The organism is Pantoea sp. Tr-811 (assembly GCF_011752535.1).
Lineage (GTDB): Bacteria > Pseudomonadota > Gammaproteobacteria > Pseudomonadales > Pseudomonadaceae > Aquipseudomonas.
The window spans coordinates 17,672-31,930 of record NZ_VWXJ01000012.1 but is presented as its reverse complement, the minus strand read 5'-3'; the positions used below and the strand labels follow the sequence as shown (position 1 = coordinate 31,930).

At 61.6% G+C, this 14,259-nt stretch carries 20 protein-coding genes; 18 read left to right on the top strand and 2 right to left on the bottom strand.

Annotated elements, in window-relative coordinates; genetic code table 11:
* Positions 1-10: 10 nt before the first annotated feature.
* Entirely contained in the window at positions 11-343 is a 333-nt protein-coding gene (locus F3J44_RS18275; RefSeq protein ID WP_167274762.1) for a helix-turn-helix transcriptional regulator, read from the bottom strand.
* Between the two features lie 138 nt (positions 344-481).
* Here F3J44_RS18275 and F3J44_RS18270 point away from each other — a divergent pair, with 138 nt between their 5' ends.
* From F3J44_RS18270 to F3J44_RS18200, 15 genes are read left to right on the top strand one after another with little or no spacing between them, the layout of a single operon-like run.
* On the top strand, positions 482-1,255 hold the full coding sequence (locus tag F3J44_RS18270) for a hypothetical protein (RefSeq protein WP_167274760.1): 774 nt from the start codon (positions 482-484) through the stop codon (positions 1,253-1,255).
* Between the two features lie 3 nt (positions 1,256-1,258).
* Positions 1,259-2,236, top strand: a complete 978-nt coding sequence (locus F3J44_RS18265; RefSeq protein ID WP_167055707.1) for a major capsid protein — start codon at positions 1,259-1,261, stop codon at positions 2,234-2,236.
* 47 nt (positions 2,237-2,283) lie between these two features.
* Positions 2,284-2,724, top strand: coding sequence for a hypothetical protein (locus F3J44_RS18260; RefSeq protein WP_167274757.1), 441 nt, complete (start codon positions 2,284-2,286; stop codon positions 2,722-2,724).
* 3 nt (positions 2,725-2,727) lie between these two features.
* The gene (locus F3J44_RS18255) at positions 2,728-3,105 is read left to right on the top strand and encodes a hypothetical protein (protein ID WP_167274755.1); all 378 of its coding nucleotides are present in this window, start codon (positions 2,728-2,730) and stop codon (positions 3,103-3,105) included.
* Between the two features lie 3 nt (positions 3,106-3,108).
* Positions 3,109-3,501: a hypothetical protein gene (locus F3J44_RS18250; RefSeq protein ID WP_167274752.1), complete on the top strand. Its 393-nt coding sequence runs from the start codon at positions 3,109-3,111 to the stop codon at positions 3,499-3,501.
* Positions 3,502-3,520: 19 nt separating this feature from the next.
* The gene (locus F3J44_RS18245; protein ID WP_205299983.1) at positions 3,521-4,177 is read left to right on the top strand and encodes a hypothetical protein; all 657 of its coding nucleotides are present in this window, start codon (positions 3,521-3,523) and stop codon (positions 4,175-4,177) included.
* Complete coding sequence (locus F3J44_RS18240) at positions 4,174-4,602, top strand: phage tail terminator-like protein (RefSeq protein WP_167274747.1); 429 nt, start codon at positions 4,174-4,176, stop codon at positions 4,600-4,602. The genes F3J44_RS18245 and F3J44_RS18240 overlap by 4 nt, the downstream gene beginning before the upstream one ends.
* 39 nt (positions 4,603-4,641) lie before the next feature.
* Complete coding sequence (locus F3J44_RS18235) at positions 4,642-5,301, top strand: phage tail protein (RefSeq protein ID WP_167274744.1); 660 nt, start codon at positions 4,642-4,644, stop codon at positions 5,299-5,301.
* 9 nt (positions 5,302-5,310) lie between these two features.
* Entirely contained in the window at positions 5,311-5,694 is a 384-nt protein-coding gene (locus F3J44_RS18230; RefSeq protein ID WP_167055687.1) for a phage tail assembly chaperone, read from the top strand.
* 47 nt (positions 5,695-5,741) lie between these two features.
* A complete protein-coding gene (locus tag F3J44_RS18225; RefSeq protein ID WP_167274732.1) occupies positions 5,742-6,008 on the top strand; it encodes a DUF1799 domain-containing protein in 267 nt (88 codons plus the stop codon).
* A 3-nt stretch (positions 6,009-6,011) separates the two neighbouring features.
* On the top strand, positions 6,012-9,473 hold the full coding sequence (locus F3J44_RS18220) for a phage tail tape measure protein (RefSeq protein ID WP_167274729.1): 3,462 nt from the start codon (positions 6,012-6,014) through the stop codon (positions 9,471-9,473).
* Positions 9,473-9,811, top strand: coding sequence for a phage tail protein (locus F3J44_RS18215; protein ID WP_167274727.1), 339 nt, complete (start codon positions 9,473-9,475; stop codon positions 9,809-9,811). Before F3J44_RS18220 ends, F3J44_RS18215 begins: the two co-directional genes overlap by 1 nt.
* Positions 9,812-9,820: 9 nt before the next feature.
* Positions 9,821-10,570 (top strand): phage minor tail protein L, encoded by a 750-nt coding sequence (locus tag F3J44_RS18210; protein WP_167274724.1) that lies wholly within the window; start codon positions 9,821-9,823, stop codon positions 10,568-10,570.
* Between the two features lie 2 nt (positions 10,571-10,572).
* Positions 10,573-11,328, top strand: coding sequence for a C40 family peptidase (locus F3J44_RS18205; RefSeq protein ID WP_167274721.1), 756 nt, complete (start codon positions 10,573-10,575; stop codon positions 11,326-11,328).
* Positions 11,329-11,353: 25 nt separating this feature from the next.
* Positions 11,354-11,590, top strand: coding sequence for a hypothetical protein (locus F3J44_RS18200; RefSeq protein WP_167274719.1), 237 nt, complete (start codon positions 11,354-11,356; stop codon positions 11,588-11,590).
* 8 nt (positions 11,591-11,598) lie between these two features.
* On the opposite strand, the gene F3J44_RS18195 is transcribed toward F3J44_RS18200, so the two are convergent.
* Positions 11,599-11,823 (bottom strand): hypothetical protein, encoded by a 225-nt coding sequence (locus F3J44_RS18195; RefSeq protein ID WP_167274716.1) that lies wholly within the window; start codon positions 11,821-11,823, stop codon positions 11,599-11,601.
* A 536-nt stretch (positions 11,824-12,359) separates the two neighbouring features.
* Here F3J44_RS18195 and F3J44_RS18190 point away from each other — a divergent pair.
* The 3 genes from F3J44_RS18190 (at position 12,360) to F3J44_RS18180 (ending at position 14,242) form a co-directional block, all read left to right on the top strand.
* Positions 12,360-12,791 (top strand): hypothetical protein, encoded by a 432-nt coding sequence (locus tag F3J44_RS18190; RefSeq protein WP_167274713.1) that lies wholly within the window; start codon positions 12,360-12,362, stop codon positions 12,789-12,791.
* A 49-nt stretch (positions 12,792-12,840) separates the two neighbouring features.
* Positions 12,841-13,164, top strand: coding sequence for a hypothetical protein (locus F3J44_RS18185; RefSeq protein ID WP_167274711.1), 324 nt, complete (start codon positions 12,841-12,843; stop codon positions 13,162-13,164).
* Positions 13,165-13,669: 505 nt separating this feature from the next.
* Positions 13,670-14,242: a tail assembly protein gene (locus tag F3J44_RS18180; RefSeq protein ID WP_205299991.1), complete on the top strand. Its 573-nt coding sequence runs from the start codon at positions 13,670-13,672 to the stop codon at positions 14,240-14,242.
* The last annotated feature ends 17 nt before the right edge of the window (positions 14,243-14,259 follow it).

Here is a 14,259-nt window from a genome sequence, read left to right as displayed (position 1 = left end):
CTCTCTTGGATCAGTAGTTGATCGTTACCGAGGTGGCTCCACGAGCTTTGAGCTCTTGGATGATCTGCTCAACGGTGGCCTCACCAAGAGAGAGATCTTCAGTCTGAGCACTTTTACTCTTTTGCAGATCCTTTCCGCTGCCAGAAAGAAGCGCATCGAGCTTCTCCCAGGTGGACTCGCGAGGCGCACAGAAGCACGAATGCTCGGCGTTCTCATACCGGGAAGGCATTGCCGGGTTGATACCGATCGCCTTAGCAACCTCGGTGTAAGAAAGGCCCTTAGCTTCGCGGGCTGCTTTCAAAGCTGCAGGAAACTTGGGGCTGGTGGGGTGTGGAAGAGACATTACGATTTCCTTGTTGTGTATTGACGAGGTGATAATACTGTATCAGTACAGTATTGCAAGCAAAAATACCGCCTCAGTAATATTGAGGCTTTCCAGTGCCCGCCAGGCGGGCCCATCAAATCCCCAGGGGATAGCCACATGCCTTTTGACTTCGACCCGGCCGCCCACGGCCTTACCCTCGACGAAACCCAAACCGCCGCGCTCAAGGCAGCGCTGGGCGGCGAGGTACAGAAATTCCTGGACGGTGAGGTTTCGGGCCTCAAGTCCAAGAACCGGGAGTTGATCGACTCCAACAAGACCATCAAGACCGAGCTGGACGGCCTCAAGGGCAAGTTCGAAGGCCTGGATATCGAGGCGGTGAAGGGCCTGCTGGCCAAGGCCGGCCAGGACGAAGAGACCAAGCTGATCGCCGAGGGCAAGCTGGACGAGGTCATCAGTCGGCGAACCGAGCGCCTGCGCACCGACTTGGACAAGCAGGTCAAGGCTGCCAACGAGCGCGCCGACAAGGCCGAGGCCTTCGCTGCCAAGTACAGCGACAAGGTGCTGGCTGACTCCATTCGCGCTGCCGCCATCAAGGCCGGCGCGCTGCCCGAGGCTACCGAGGACATCATCCTCCGCGCCCGTGGCACCTTCAAACTGAGCGAAGACGGCGAACCCGTTGCCACCGACCGTGCCGGCGAAGTCGTGTACGGGAAGGACGGCAAGACCCCGCTGTCTCCCCTCGAATGGGCGGAATCGCTGCGCGAAACCGCTACCCACCTGTGGCCAAGGGCTCAGGGTGCCGGGCAGACCGGCGACAACGGTGGCAAGGCCACGAAGAAATGGGGCGAGTACACGGAGCAGGAGCGCGCTGCGATCGCTCGTGACAACCCCGATGCGTACAAAAAACTCCAAGCCACCCGAGGAACCTAACCCATGGCATCTACCCAACTGTCGGACATCTTCGTTTCCGACTACTACGGCACTCTGGAGCCGGTGAACTCTCCCGAGAAGACCGCCGTCTACGAGTCGGGCATCATCACCCGCTCGGCCACCCTGGACAACATCGCCAAGAACGGCCAGGGCACCTCCGAGATCAGCTACTGGCAGGATCTCGACGCCGACGAGGCGCCGAACATCTCCAACGATGACCCAGACGACCTGGGCGCCGTAGGCAAGGCCGAGCAGGGCAGCATGCGCGCTCGGACCCTGTACCTCAACAAAGGCTACGGCGTCTCCGACCTCACTGCTGAGCTGGCCAACTCCGAGCCGATGCAGCACATCCGCAACCGCTTCGGCACCTACTGGACCCGCCAGTGGCAGCGTTACCTGATGGGCGCGGGTCGCGGCATCATCGCGGCGAACATCGCCCAGAACGGCGGCGACATGGTGAAGGATGCCGGCGCCTCGATCAGTGCCAACGCCTTCCAGGATGCCGCCTTCACCGCCGGCGACGCTGCCGACATGTTCGGGGCCATCGGTGTGCACTCGGTCGTCATGAACCAGATGGTCAAGCAGGACATGATCGAGTACCTGCGCGACTCGCAGGGCAAGATCATCCTGGCCACCTACCTGGGCAAGCCGGTGTTCATGGATGACGCCCTGACCTACGCCCCGGGCCAGTTCCTTTCGCTGTTCTTCGGCCAAGGCGCCTTCGGCTACGGCGAGGGCGACCCGCACATGCCGGTCGAGATGCAGCGCAAGGCCGATGGCGGCAACGGTGGTGGTGCCGAGGTGCTGTGGGAGCGCAAGACCTACATCCTGCAGCCGGCTGGTTTCAGCTGGCAGGGCAGCGAGAACCGCAACCTGAGCCCGACCGCCGCCCAGTACGCCTCGGCAGCCAACTGGAAGCGCGTGTTCGACCGCAAGCAGGTTCCGTTCGCCGCAGTCATCAGCGGCACCGCCACCCCTTGACCCCATGATGCGGGGCGCCGGCCTGGCGCCCTGCACAGGAGATCAGCATGAAAGTCATCTACACCAACACCCCGGGCAGCGAGCGCGGCACCTGCTATCGCCGCCTGGACCAGTTCTTCGGCGTGATCGACGGCGCCACTTCGGTATCCGTGCAGGGCGAGGCTCCTCACATCAGCGAGGCCTACCAGCGTCAGGGCATCAGCGTGAGCGAGATCGAGGAAGGTCTGCGCCTGGATGGCCCGACCATCGCTCAGTGGCTGGAGCAGGGCTACAAGGCATCGGCCTACCCGCCTGCAGGCTATGCCGCCACCAGCACTGCGGCAGAGATCGCGAAGGCGCTGGAGGAGGAGGGCGACGGCGATCCCGAAACCGACCCTCACAAGATGAAGGTGCCAGAGCTCAAGGAGTGGCTGACGGCCCAGGGCATCAACTTCGATCCAGCCCTCAACAAGACCGAGTTGCAGGCCCTGATCCCGTCGAAGGAATAAGCCATGACCGACTTCATTGCCGTCGCTGATGTTGACCAGAGGCTCGGGCAGGGCTGGGAAGGCGACGGTGATGCGGTCCTCGCCGTTGCCATGGCCAATGCCTGGCTGACGGCCAGAATCAAGCGGGCGGTGCCAGAGCCGGTGCCGGACGCCATCGTGAGTGCCGGCGCGCAGGTGGCCAAGCTGGCTGCAGCCGGCCAGCTCTACAAGGACACCCAGCGCGAGGTGCAGAGCAAGACCGTGTCGGCCCAGGCTGGCACCTCGACCAGCAAGACCTACGTCGCGGGGTCTGTTGATCGCTCGACCGGCGAGAACTTCGCCCTCGACCTCATCGCACCCTGGACCCGCCGCGCCGGCACCTTAATGCTCAAGAGGATCTGACCCATGGGCATGCGCGAAGAACTCCAGGCCGAGCTGGCCGAAGCGTTCGACGACCCGGACGGCCTGGCCGATGCCATCAAGCCTGTTGCAGGTAGCCGCACGGTCAAAGGCGGCTATGACCCCGTAATCGGCGGCACTGTCCCGGACTCGATCATCTACTACACCGGGCGTGGCATGTACGGCAGCTACCTGGCCAAGGAAATCGACGGCTCCCGCATCCAGACCCAGGACGCGAAGCTGCTGGTGCTGCAGAGCGAACTGCTCGAGGTGCGGGAAGGCGCTGTCACCGATTCCCCGGCTACGCCCAAGATTGGCGACCAGATCAGCGGCCATCGAGCCATCAACGTCACCGAAGATCCGGCCCGGGCAACCTGGACCATTCAACTGAGGAAATGAGATGCCGCGTGGCTCACACATGACCCAGCGGTATGGCGGGCAGCAGGGCGGTTTCGCCGAGGCTATTCGTGCGTTCGCCGAGCAGGCAGAGCAAGCCCTGGATGCCACCTTCCGCGAAATCGTGATCGAGATAGGCAGCAGCGTTATCCGCATTTCGCCGGTCGGCAACCCAGAACTGTGGGCAGCCAACGTATCTCACCGGGCCAAGGCCAAAAAAGCTGCCGATGACTACGACTTCAAGGTGACGGTCCGCAACACCCTGATCAATCTGAACCAGGACAACTTCACTAAGGCCGGCAAGCTGCGCAAGGGAGTGAGGTACGCCAAGCCTCTGACGAAGACGGAGCGGGAGCAAAACTACGCCACTAATGGCCTGGTAGCCGGCCAAGGCTACGTCGGCGGGCGGTTCCGGGGTAACTGGCAGTTTTCCATCGATTCTCCGGCGACCGGCGAACTGGATGTGGTCGATCGGTCTGGCAACGAGACCATCGCCCAACTCAAGGCGCAGGTCGAGGCCCTGACCATCGGCCAGACCGCGTACATCGTGAACAACCTGCCGTACGCCATTCCGCTCGAGTACGGACATTCAACCCAGGCGCCGGCCGGCATGGTCAGGGTCACCCTGGCCAACTTCCAGCGAATCGTCGACGAAGCCATCAGGAACAACAGCGTATGAGCCATGCAAGAGCCCGTCAGGCCATCGAGATCAAGTTGATGGCCTGGGCCACGGCGCGCCCGATCCGCGTCGCGAACTTCGAACAAGAATTTGCAGCCTTGCCGGGCGAAACCTACCTGCAGGCCTACCAGCTGCCCGGGGCAACCACCTGCAGCTACCTGGGCGGCGATGCCTACGAATACACCGGCGTGTACCAGGTCAGCATCACTTGCCCGGCGGGCCAGGCCCTGGCGACTGCCGAAGCCCTGGTCGACGAGCTCAGCGCCCTGTTCCGGGTTGATTCTGAGCTGAGCCGCAACGGCTTCGAGGGCATGGTCACCGAGCCGGTTGACCAGGGCCCAACCATCACCGAGTCGGCGATCTACACGGTCCCGGCCAGCTTCACCTACCGCGGCGTCGCGGACCAACCGCCCGCTGGGGCGTAACTAACCGCCGCCCGGCGGGCTATCAAGAGGAAATACACCATGGCCGCACGCTTCCCGCTGCCGAACGGCGCAGTGCTGGAGATTGCACGTGTCATCGGCTCTGCCGTCCCATTCACCGCGCTGACCAACGCCAAGCCGCCCGTGGCGACTTCAGCCGATCACAACATCCAGAACGGCGATGTTCTCCTGGTCAACTCCGGCTGGGCGCTGATCAATGACCGCGCCGTTAAGGCATCCAATGTCGCTGCCGATGCGTTCTCTCTGGGCGGCCTGGACACCAGCGACATTGAGCTGTTCACCGCAGGCGCGGGCATCGGCTCCGTACTGCCGGTATCCGACTGGGTGCAGATCTCCAAAGTCACCTCCTTCAACTCCGCCGGCGGCGAGCAGCAGTACACCACCGTCGGGTATCTGGAGGATGACGACGACAAGCAGTACCCGGCCAACCGTAACCCACGCACCCTGACCATCGCGGTCGAGGATCAGCCCAGCGCTGCCTACGTGGAAACCGTGGAAGGCTATGACTCCTCGAAAGAGCTGACGGTGATCCGCCTGAAGCTCCGTAACGGTGACCAGATCCTGTACCCGGGCTACGTCAGCATCACCCCTGATCCAACCATGGAGCGGAACAACGTGATGACCCGCACCATCAGCGTCGGTCTGTCGGCTCGCTCGCTTCGTTACCTGGCCGGCGCCTAAGGAGAGCCCATGGCGAAGATCAAAATTGCGCAGAACCCGACCTTCACCGCCTTGGTTCAGGTTCCACGTATCGGCGGCGAGTCGGTGCCCGTGGAGTTCCAGTTTCGCTACATGGACCGCATGACCCTTGCCGGCATGTTTGATCGCTGGAACAAGGCGCGCGATGCCTGGGCGGAGAAGGCCAAGAACGACGGGGCGACCTGGGAAGAGGTTACCGCCGGCGAGATTGACCTGCAGGCCGAGCAGTTGGGCGAGATCGTCACCGGCTGGGACCTGGAGGACAAGTTCAGCCAGAAAGCGATCCTCGACCTGGTGCGCACCTGCACCGGCGCGCCGAAAGCAGTGACCGACGCCTTCCAGGCTGCCTATAGCCCGGCCCGCCTGGGAAACTGAGGGCGGCGGCCCGGGCCTGCTACGAGCCTGGGCCGTCCGCTGAGCAGTTGGCGGCTCTGGGGCTCACCCCGGAAGACATCGATGAGGAAGAGGTTGAGGTTTGGCCAGACGCCTGGCCTGCCTTCCGTCTGTTCGATGCGCTGGGCACTCAGTGGCGGGTTGGTCAGGGCGGAGCATCAGGCCTGGACTACACCGCCATACCCGCAACGGCCTCAATGCTCGGCATCAAGCGCCGCGACCTCTCTGACATTTTCCCCGATCTCCGCGTCATGGAGGTTGAGGCCTTGGCCGTCATGGCCGAATCGATGGAGTAGACCATGACCACCATTGCCTCCCTCGGTCTTCAGATCGACTCCAGTGATGCCGTCGAGGCTAAGGACAACCTCGACCAGCTGGCGGACGCGGGCAAGCGCAGCGAGGAGTCCGCCGGCAAGACCGGTCGCGCGTGGGAGTCGGCCCTGGGCAGCCTGCAGGGCGACACCCGGCAGATCGTCCAGGAGCTGCAGTCGCTCAACGCCAAGCAGGCCGAGCTGGCCCAGCAGATGGCCACCGTGGGGCGCGCCGTTACCAGCGCATCCCAGGCCTTCAGTAGCGCTGCAGCGAACATGGGGGCATTCCAGGCCGAAGCCGCGCAGGCTGGCAAGGCACAGGAGGCGCTGACCAGTGCTACTGATGCCGGCGCCCAGGCCGGCCGGCGCGCTGCCGAATCCGCCGACGAGCAACAGGCCAGGATTCTGGCCGTGGCTAAAGCCTCGCTGGAGGCCAGCCAGTACGTTCAGTCGCTCAATCGGGCCACAGAGCACACCACCGAGGTCACCTCCCAGGCGAACGCCGTACTGTCGGACAGCGCAAGTCGGCAGGCTGCCATCAACAGCCGGGCCCAAGCCCTCATTGCCACAGAGGAGCGTCAGGCGGAGGCGGCGAAGAAGGCTGCCGGCGCGCATCGGGAGGAAGGCCAGGCTCTGGAGGAGCTGCTGGGCAAGATCGACCCGACCGTCGCAGCAATGAGCCGGCTCGACCAGATGGAGCAGAAGCTGAAGGGCTTCCGCACCAGTGGCGCGCTCGATGCCGAGACTTTCAGCGAGTACCAGACGAAGATCGATCAGGCTCGCACGGCGCTGGGCGGCGCCGATACCGCGCTGAGCAAGACTGGCATGACCGCCAAGGCTACGGCTGCGGCCCTGCGAAACGTGCCTGCCCAGTTCACTGACATTGTGGTTTCACTGCAGGGCGGCCAGGCGCCGCTCACTGTGCTGCTGCAACAGGGCGGTCAGCTCAAGGACATGTTCGGCGGCGTGGGCCCGGCTGTTAAGGCCCTCGGCGGCTACGTCCTCGGTCTGGTCAACCCATTCACGGTCGCGGCTGCAGCGGTCGGCGTGCTCGGTTATGCCTACTACTCGGGCAGTGAAGAGGCGGTCCGATTCCAGAAGGCGCTGATCACCACCGGCAATGCCGCCGGCACCACTTCGGACCGGCTTTCCGGCATGTCGCGCGAGGTAGCGGCTACCGTTGGCACCACTGGCGCCGCAGCTGAAGTGCTCACCCAGTTAGCCGGTAGCGGGAAAATCGCCTCCGACAGCTTTGTCGAGATCACCGAGGCCGCCTTGGAGTGGCGCTCTGCAACCGGCAAGGCCGTCGAGGAGACTGTCGCCGAGTTCGTGAAGATCGGCAGAGACCCGGTGACGGCGGCCAAGGAGCTCAACGAGCAGTACAACTTCCTCACCGCGTCGACCTACTCGCAGATCGTCGCGTTGAAAGAGCAGGGCGACACCATCGGCGCCGCCAAACTGCTCACCGACACCTACGTCGATACCATCAAGAATCGCAGCAAGGAAGTCACCGAGAACCTGTCGATCTGGGAGCGCGGCTGGAAGGCGCTGCGCGGCGAGGTGGCTGCAACGGTGGATTCGGTCAAGAACATTGGCCGGGACCAGGACATCGCGAGTCAAATCGTTGATCTCCAGCGCCAAGTGGCCGCAGCGCAGAGCGCGGTGAATGCTGACAAAGACGACACCGATGCCCAGAAAAAGCTCACCAACGCCAACCTAGAGCTGAAGGGGCTGATCCAGCAACGCGACACGCTTGCCGCGATAGCCAGCGCACGCGCGCTGGATGCCGAACAGCAGCAAGCGGCGATTGTTGCGACCGGTAAGGTCGATGCACTGGAAAAATCGGCATGGACGAACGCTGAGAAGCGCGCAGAAAAATTGAAGGAATACCGGAAGTCGCTCGATGATATCCGGAAAAAGAATCCCGACGATGAGCGCTTGAAGCCAGAGCGTATCGCCCGAGTAGAGGCTGACATCGCCAAGCAGTTCAAGGATCCTGCCGGGAAGACCACTCCGCTTGACCTCACCGGCTTCAACGACCAGAAGAACGCGCTGAGCGCCATCCTGGCCGAGTACAAAAACCACCAGAAGGAACTGGACGCTGCGCAGAAGGCGGGGCTGATCTCCCAGGAATCGTATGCCGCCCAGCGCGCAGCGATCATCGAGCAACAGAGCGCCGAGGTAACCAACGCCTACGAGCTTGAGATCAAGGCCTTGGAGGAGGCCAAAGGGCGCAGCACTACCAGCGCCCAACAGCGCATCCAGTTGGACCAGAAGATCGCCGATGCCCGGGCTGCCATGGTCAAGGCGCAGAAGGACGCCGACACCGAGCTTGCGGTACTGGCGACCAATGAGGAAGGGCGGCTGGCCAAGCAGGCCAGGGCAGTGCAAACCTACACCGACGCGCTCGATCAGCAGGTCCAGGCGCTGAGGCTGCAGGGGCAGCGCTCCGCCGACAGCCTGGGCCTGGGCGACCGCCAGCGCGGCTTGCAGGACCAGCAGAACGGCATCACCGATCGAATGAACCAGCAGCGCCTGGATCTGGCGAACCAATACGGCGATGGCTCGCGGGGCATGAGCCTCGATGAGTACAACCAGAAGCTAGCGGCCCTCAACAAGACCGAGAGGGACCTGCAGGAAACCACAATCGCCAACTACGACGCCATGACGGTGGCCCAGGGCGATTGGCGCAAGGGTGCCTCCTCAGCCTTCCAGAATTACCTGGACCAGGCTCGGGATGTCGCCGGGCAGACCAAGTCACTGTTCACCAGTGCCTACTCCAACATGGAAAGTTCGATCGTGAACTTCGCCATCACAGGCAAGGCGTCCTTCTCGGACTTCACCAAGTCGGTCCTGGCGGACATGGCTCGCATTGCTGCCCAGCAAGCTGCGTCGGGGCTGTTGGGCAGCCTTGTGAGCTTCGGGATGTCGGCGGCTTCCGCTTATTTCGGCGGTGGTACCGGCAATGGAATGGCCGCGGGCTCTGCTGGTGCCGTTTCCTCAAACCTCGGTGCGTCCCAAGCTGGCTACTCCAGCGCTTACTTTCCACAAGCACTTGGCGGCGCCTGGTCAAATGGCGTTCAGATGTTCGCTGACGGCGGGGCTTTTACCAACTCAATTGTCAGCACTCCAACCGCCTTCGGCATGGCAGGGGGCAAGTTGGGGGTGATGGGTGAGGCCGGTGATGAGGCTGTCATGCCTCTGACAAGAACGTCTGGAGGACAACTTGGTGTGCGCGCGGTAGGCGGGGTTGGTGGCGGAACATCGATCTCCCTGTCCGCTCCGGTCAGCATCGTTACAGAAGACCGCAGCAATGAGGGCATGGAGCTTGACCAGGCAGCACTGCAGCGAAATATGGAGTCGCAGATGAAATCCGCAGCTGAGAAAGCTGTTGCGGACTCGTGGCGGCCAGGCGGGCTCAGCTATCGAAATACGCAGGGGAGGCGCTGATGGCGATCGAGAAGTTCAGTTGGCCAATCCAGCGTGGCGAAACGCCAGAAATAACCTACCGAACCCGCGAGTCCCGCTTCGGCGGCGGCTATCGGCAGGTAGTTGGCGATGGCCCCAACAACAAGGAAGACAGCTACCCAGTCACTGTTTTCGGCACGAAGGCCCAGGTTCGCAAGATCATGGAGTTCTTCGACCGACATGGTGGCGCCAAGGCCTTCCTATGGGCCACGCCACTCGGTGATCTGGGGCTGTTCACGTGTGCGGATCCCAAGCCCACTCCAGTAGGCGGCGGCCGGTTCAAGGTCACTGCCACATTCGAGCGGGCGTATCACCCATAAGGACCTACCATGTCATTGATCAAGGACATCCAGACCCTGGAGCCTGGCGACGAGGTGCTGTTGTTTGAGCTCGACGGTTCGGACTTCGGCGCGGATGTCCTACGGTTCCATGGGCACGCAATACCCCACTCCCCAGAAGAACTTGCTGTAGCTGGTGTTAACGCCGACCAGTTGCCCGCTAAGTCGATTTGGTGGCAAGGCAACGAGTACGGCGCCTGGCCCATGCAGATCGACGGCATCGAAGCGAACTCTGATGGTACTACGGTGCGACCTACTTTAACTGTTGGCAACGTCAACGGCAGGATCACCGCACTGTGCCTGGCCTTTGAAAACCTCCTCGAATTCAAGCTGACCATGCGCCTCACCATGGGGAAATACCTGGATGCAGAAAATTTTCCCGGAGGCAATCCAGAGGCAGCTCCCACCGAGGAGGCTCTGGAGGTCTGGTACATCGACCAGAAAATCTCAGAGGGCGGGACCACGGTGGCTTGGGAATTAGCCAGCCCTGGGGATGTAGGCGGCGAGACTATTGGCCGGCAGATGACACAGCTTTGCCACTGGGCAATGACTTCCGGCTACCGCGGGCCGAACTGTGGTTACACCGGACCTTACTTCGACCTTGATGGCAACCCCACTGACGACCCAGCCAAGGATCAGTGCAACGGCTGCCTGGATTCGGGCTGCACGGTCCGTCATGGGCAAGGCAACCCACTTCCATTTGGCGGCTACCCGGCCGTTTCCCTTATCGCGCGGAGCTGACCATGCGCAAACACATTCTCGCCGCCGTGCAAGCGCACGCCGCGGCTGAATACCCGCGCGAGTGCTGCGGGCTGATCGTCGCCGTAGGGCGCGCCCACCGATATGTGCCCTGCGAGAACACCGCGACCGACCCGGCCGAAGAGTTCCGCATCTCCCCAGAGCAGTACGCGGCAGCTGAAGACCTGGGTCAGGTGATTGGCCTCGTGCACTCGCACCCTGACGCCACCAGCAGGCCGTCGCCGCGCGATCTCGCCATGTGCGAGGCGACAGGCCTGCCCTGGTACATCCTTTCGTGGCCGGAGGGTGACTTGCGCACCATCACCCCGACCGGTCACACGCCGCTTCTGGGCAGGCCGTTCGTGCACGGGGCCTGGGACTGCTGGCAGGTATGCGCCGACTGGTACAAGCGGGAGTGGGGGCTGGAGTTTCCGGCCTACGCGCGGGAGGAGGGGTGGTGGGAGAAGCCAGACGGCCCGAGCCTGTATGAGCAGGCCTACGAAAACGCCGGCTTCTACCAGGTGAGCCAGCCGCAGCGCGGAGACATGGTCGTCATGGCCGTGGGGCGCACTGCCCACCCGAACCACGCTGGCATCTACCTGGGCGACGCTGCGCAGCTTCCCGAGGAGCACGCTCAAGTCTTTGGTCCAGGTCCATTCATGCTGCACCACTTGCTGGGGCGGCCATCAGAAATCGTCGTGTTTGGTGGGCCATGGCTCGACCGGACACGCCTTGTGTTGCGTCATCGGGACGCGAAGTGAAACGGCCAAGGCCGTAGGAGGAAGCATGCAACAGAACTACATCCTGACTATTCGCGACCTTTATTCAAAGATCAATGGCGAACTGTGCGGCGCGGAGGCTGAGGTGGCCATCCTAGAGAATGATGTCGAAATTGATCGAGTCAAGCTGTCTGGCAGGGTCGGGCCCGGCGGTAACGGGTATCAGCGAAACTACAGCGGAAAGCCCGGCCTGACTGCCGGGCTGGTGGCGGGGGTAGGTCAACTTACGTTTGCAGAAGCCTGACCAGGGAATCAGCCTTGAGGATCAGCTTCGATGATGAAGTCGTCTGTTCCAGGGATGTGGGATAGATAACTGGCCTTGTAACCGTCCCCCAGGCTTGCCGCTTTCGATTCAGCGGCCTCCTTGCTTGGGAGGGCTTCTACGAAGACCGATGGCTCCGTCCGCACCACTCCCCACGTCAAAATCCATCCTGGCTTGGCGTTTTGCTCGTTACTCACATCGACCTCCAAGGTCATCAATGCCCTGGTCCATGGGCTTTCCGGCAACGGACCGGGGCGGTTCGTTGGAGGCACAACGCTACTACGGCGGCGAGATGGCTGGTTACTGGGTTTCTGTCCAGGGTGGATGACCGTCCAGCTCAAAGTCATGATGGCTACGTGCTACAGTCGCGGACTACTAAGCAAGCGAGAAAGCCATGGCCGGCGCAGCGCCGCAATCTGCTCAAAGTGAGCTAGTTGCCCGAATCAATAGACTGGCGAACGATCGCTCAGTCAGCATCAGTACGGACGATTGGGCCTGGCGGTCCTTGAAGCGGGACGTTGAAAGGTTCGCTCAAATTCCAGAGTTCAATGCGGAGGGTACGCTCCTGTTGGCGACTGTATGGGGGCTGGCTGGTAACACCGTAGAAATGGATAGGTACTTCAGCTTGTATGCTGGCAAGTATGGGAAGGATTGGCCATGGTATCGTGGGCGGGCTTTCCAAGGGCCGGCCCTTGGGAGGCTAGATGTGGTTACCGACATGTTGAATTACGGGTACCCGCAGGGGGACAAAATGAGCGCAGCATTCGTCGCTCGCCTGTGCTATCAGTCGGGGCTTTTCCGCTCTGCAGAGAAGGCTTTGCGTGAGTCTTTTGATCTTTCGGGTGGTGTTATTTCCGAAGATGATTCGCGCCGCTATGGTCCGTTACCTAAAATAGTCGGCTACCTTGACGAGCACGGCCTGGACGAAAAAGAAATTGCAGTACGGCTAGAAGTGGCATCCCGCGTCGTCATAGAAATGGCTGGCCCGTTAACCACATTCTCTGTTGGAGGCGGTGAGTGGGGGATAACCTTTGAATATACGGTTGAGGACGAGATTGAGCGTCTAGTTGAGATCGACTTCGCGGTCACGCGCAAACTGGTTGCTACGTTTGAAGACACGCTATCCCAGCACATCAGCATTGGTGTCACGCCATTCTCGGAGAGCGAGACCGATGCCGATTGAGTTTGCAGAGTTCCTAGCGTGGTCTGAATCCGAGGTTAAGGCGCCATTGGTGGCTGAGTTCGGCTATCGGAATGCCAGCAGCCGGGCCTACTACGCACTGTTTCACGCTGCTCGCGACCGCTTGAGAGAGATGGGTGTGCCGATCAATAGGGTAAGTAACGGCGGCTCCCACGAGGCTTTAATCCAGACCATTGAAAAAATGGGGTCGGAAGGGCGCGAGCTTGCAGTCAACATGCGCCGCTTGAAGAAATTCAGACATTTTTGCGACTACGACATCAGCGACAACCTCAGTCCTCCGCGAGCGCGCAAGCAGATCCTTGAGGCTCGCCTGCTGATTGAGAAGCTTGAGAGACTTGAACCGATCCCTGCTTAGTCATGACTTTGGCCAATCCTGCTGACGGTGGTAAATTCCACCATCAACAAGGAGGGATCACATGCGAATTCTGATAGGCGCGCTTGGGCTGGCATTGCTGGCGGGCTGCGCAAGCGTTGCTGATACTCGGAGCAATCCCCCACTGCTGACTTTGACCTCAGCAAAGCCCGCTCAGGAAGTTGCGGAATGCATACGCGACAGCTGGCAGAGCACGACGGTACTTGGAGCGAGCATTGGTGGGATCCTGCAGTCTTCCGGTGATCGATACTCCGTCTTGGCGCCTGATGCGCAGGCACCCCTGCACCTGGTGGATGTAGTTCCGAGCGGAGGAGGTTCCTCGGTTCAATACCACTTCTACCGAACTTGGCAGTCACCACTCGACCGAGTGACAGACGCGGTCAGGGCCTGCGTTCGGTAACCGATGTTTCGACTGAAAACCACCTCCGGGTGGTTTTTTTGTTTCTGGAGAACAGCAATGGCCGCACCGGCAATCGAACACCATCCTATGACCAACGTTGTGCTGTACGGAAAGCTTCGCCAGTTTGGCCGGTCTTTCAGGTTGTCAGTGCGATCTCCTGCAGAGGCGATCAGAGCCCTGTGCATCCAAGTGCCGGGCTTCGAACGGTACATGGCAGAGGCAAAGTCGCAGGGTATCGAGTTCGCAATTTTTCGAGGTGACAGGAATCTGGGTGAGAAAGAGCTTGGCTTCGTTGGTGCCGGCGATATCCGGATTGCACCTGTGATTACCGGCAGCAAACGTGCCGGTCTGCTGCAGACCATTATCGGAGTTGTGATTGTAGTTCTGGCCTGGTGGAACCCACTGGGCTGGTCTGCAGCTACGGCGCTTGCCGTGGGCATGGGCGGTGGATCGATGGCCGTCGGCGGTGTGATCCAGATGCTGAGCCCTCAAGCAAAAGGGCTCAGCATGAGCGGATCACCGGATAACCTGCCCAGCTACGCCTTCGGCAGCGCGAAGAACACAACCGCCAGCGGCAATCCCGTCCCTATTTGCATCGGCAAGCGCCGATGGGGCGGGGCGATCATCTCTGCCTCCGTCGAGGCGCAAGACAAGGCCTAGGGCCAACTCAGCGAACA

Bases quoted from the DNA above. Each gene is read 5' to 3' on its own strand.
- F3J44_RS18275 (WP_167274762.1), bottom strand. From the start codon at position 343: ATGTCTCTTCCACACCCCACCAGCCCCAAGTTTCCTGCAGCTTTGAAA.
- F3J44_RS18270 (WP_167274760.1), top strand. From the start codon at position 482: ATGCCTTTTGACTTCGACCCGGCCGCCCACGGCCTTACCCTCGACGAA.
- F3J44_RS18265 (WP_167055707.1), top strand. From the start codon at position 1,259: ATGGCATCTACCCAACTGTCGGACATCTTCGTTTCCGACTACTACGGC.
- F3J44_RS18260 (WP_167274757.1), top strand. From the start codon at position 2,284: ATGAAAGTCATCTACACCAACACCCCGGGCAGCGAGCGCGGCACCTGC.
- F3J44_RS18255 (WP_167274755.1), top strand. From the start codon at position 2,728: ATGACCGACTTCATTGCCGTCGCTGATGTTGACCAGAGGCTCGGGCAG.
- F3J44_RS18250 (WP_167274752.1), top strand. From the start codon at position 3,109: ATGGGCATGCGCGAAGAACTCCAGGCCGAGCTGGCCGAAGCGTTCGAC.
- F3J44_RS18245 (WP_205299983.1), top strand. From the start codon at position 3,521: ATGACCCAGCGGTATGGCGGGCAGCAGGGCGGTTTCGCCGAGGCTATT.
- F3J44_RS18240 (WP_167274747.1), top strand. From the start codon at position 4,174: ATGAGCCATGCAAGAGCCCGTCAGGCCATCGAGATCAAGTTGATGGCC.
- F3J44_RS18235 (WP_167274744.1), top strand. From the start codon at position 4,642: ATGGCCGCACGCTTCCCGCTGCCGAACGGCGCAGTGCTGGAGATTGCA.
- F3J44_RS18230 (WP_167055687.1), top strand. From the start codon at position 5,311: ATGGCGAAGATCAAAATTGCGCAGAACCCGACCTTCACCGCCTTGGTT.
- F3J44_RS18220 (WP_167274729.1), top strand. From the start codon at position 6,012: ATGACCACCATTGCCTCCCTCGGTCTTCAGATCGACTCCAGTGATGCC.
- F3J44_RS18215 (WP_167274727.1), top strand. From the start codon at position 9,473: ATGGCGATCGAGAAGTTCAGTTGGCCAATCCAGCGTGGCGAAACGCCA.
- F3J44_RS18210 (WP_167274724.1), top strand. From the start codon at position 9,821: ATGTCATTGATCAAGGACATCCAGACCCTGGAGCCTGGCGACGAGGTG.
- F3J44_RS18205 (WP_167274721.1), top strand. From the start codon at position 10,573: ATGCGCAAACACATTCTCGCCGCCGTGCAAGCGCACGCCGCGGCTGAA.
- F3J44_RS18200 (WP_167274719.1), top strand. From the start codon at position 11,354: ATGCAACAGAACTACATCCTGACTATTCGCGACCTTTATTCAAAGATC.
- F3J44_RS18195 (WP_167274716.1), bottom strand. From the start codon at position 11,823: ATGACCTTGGAGGTCGATGTGAGTAACGAGCAAAACGCCAAGCCAGGA.
- F3J44_RS18190 (WP_167274713.1), top strand. From the start codon at position 12,360: ATGAGCGCAGCATTCGTCGCTCGCCTGTGCTATCAGTCGGGGCTTTTC.
- F3J44_RS18180 (WP_205299991.1), top strand. From the start codon at position 13,670: ATGACCAACGTTGTGCTGTACGGAAAGCTTCGCCAGTTTGGCCGGTCT.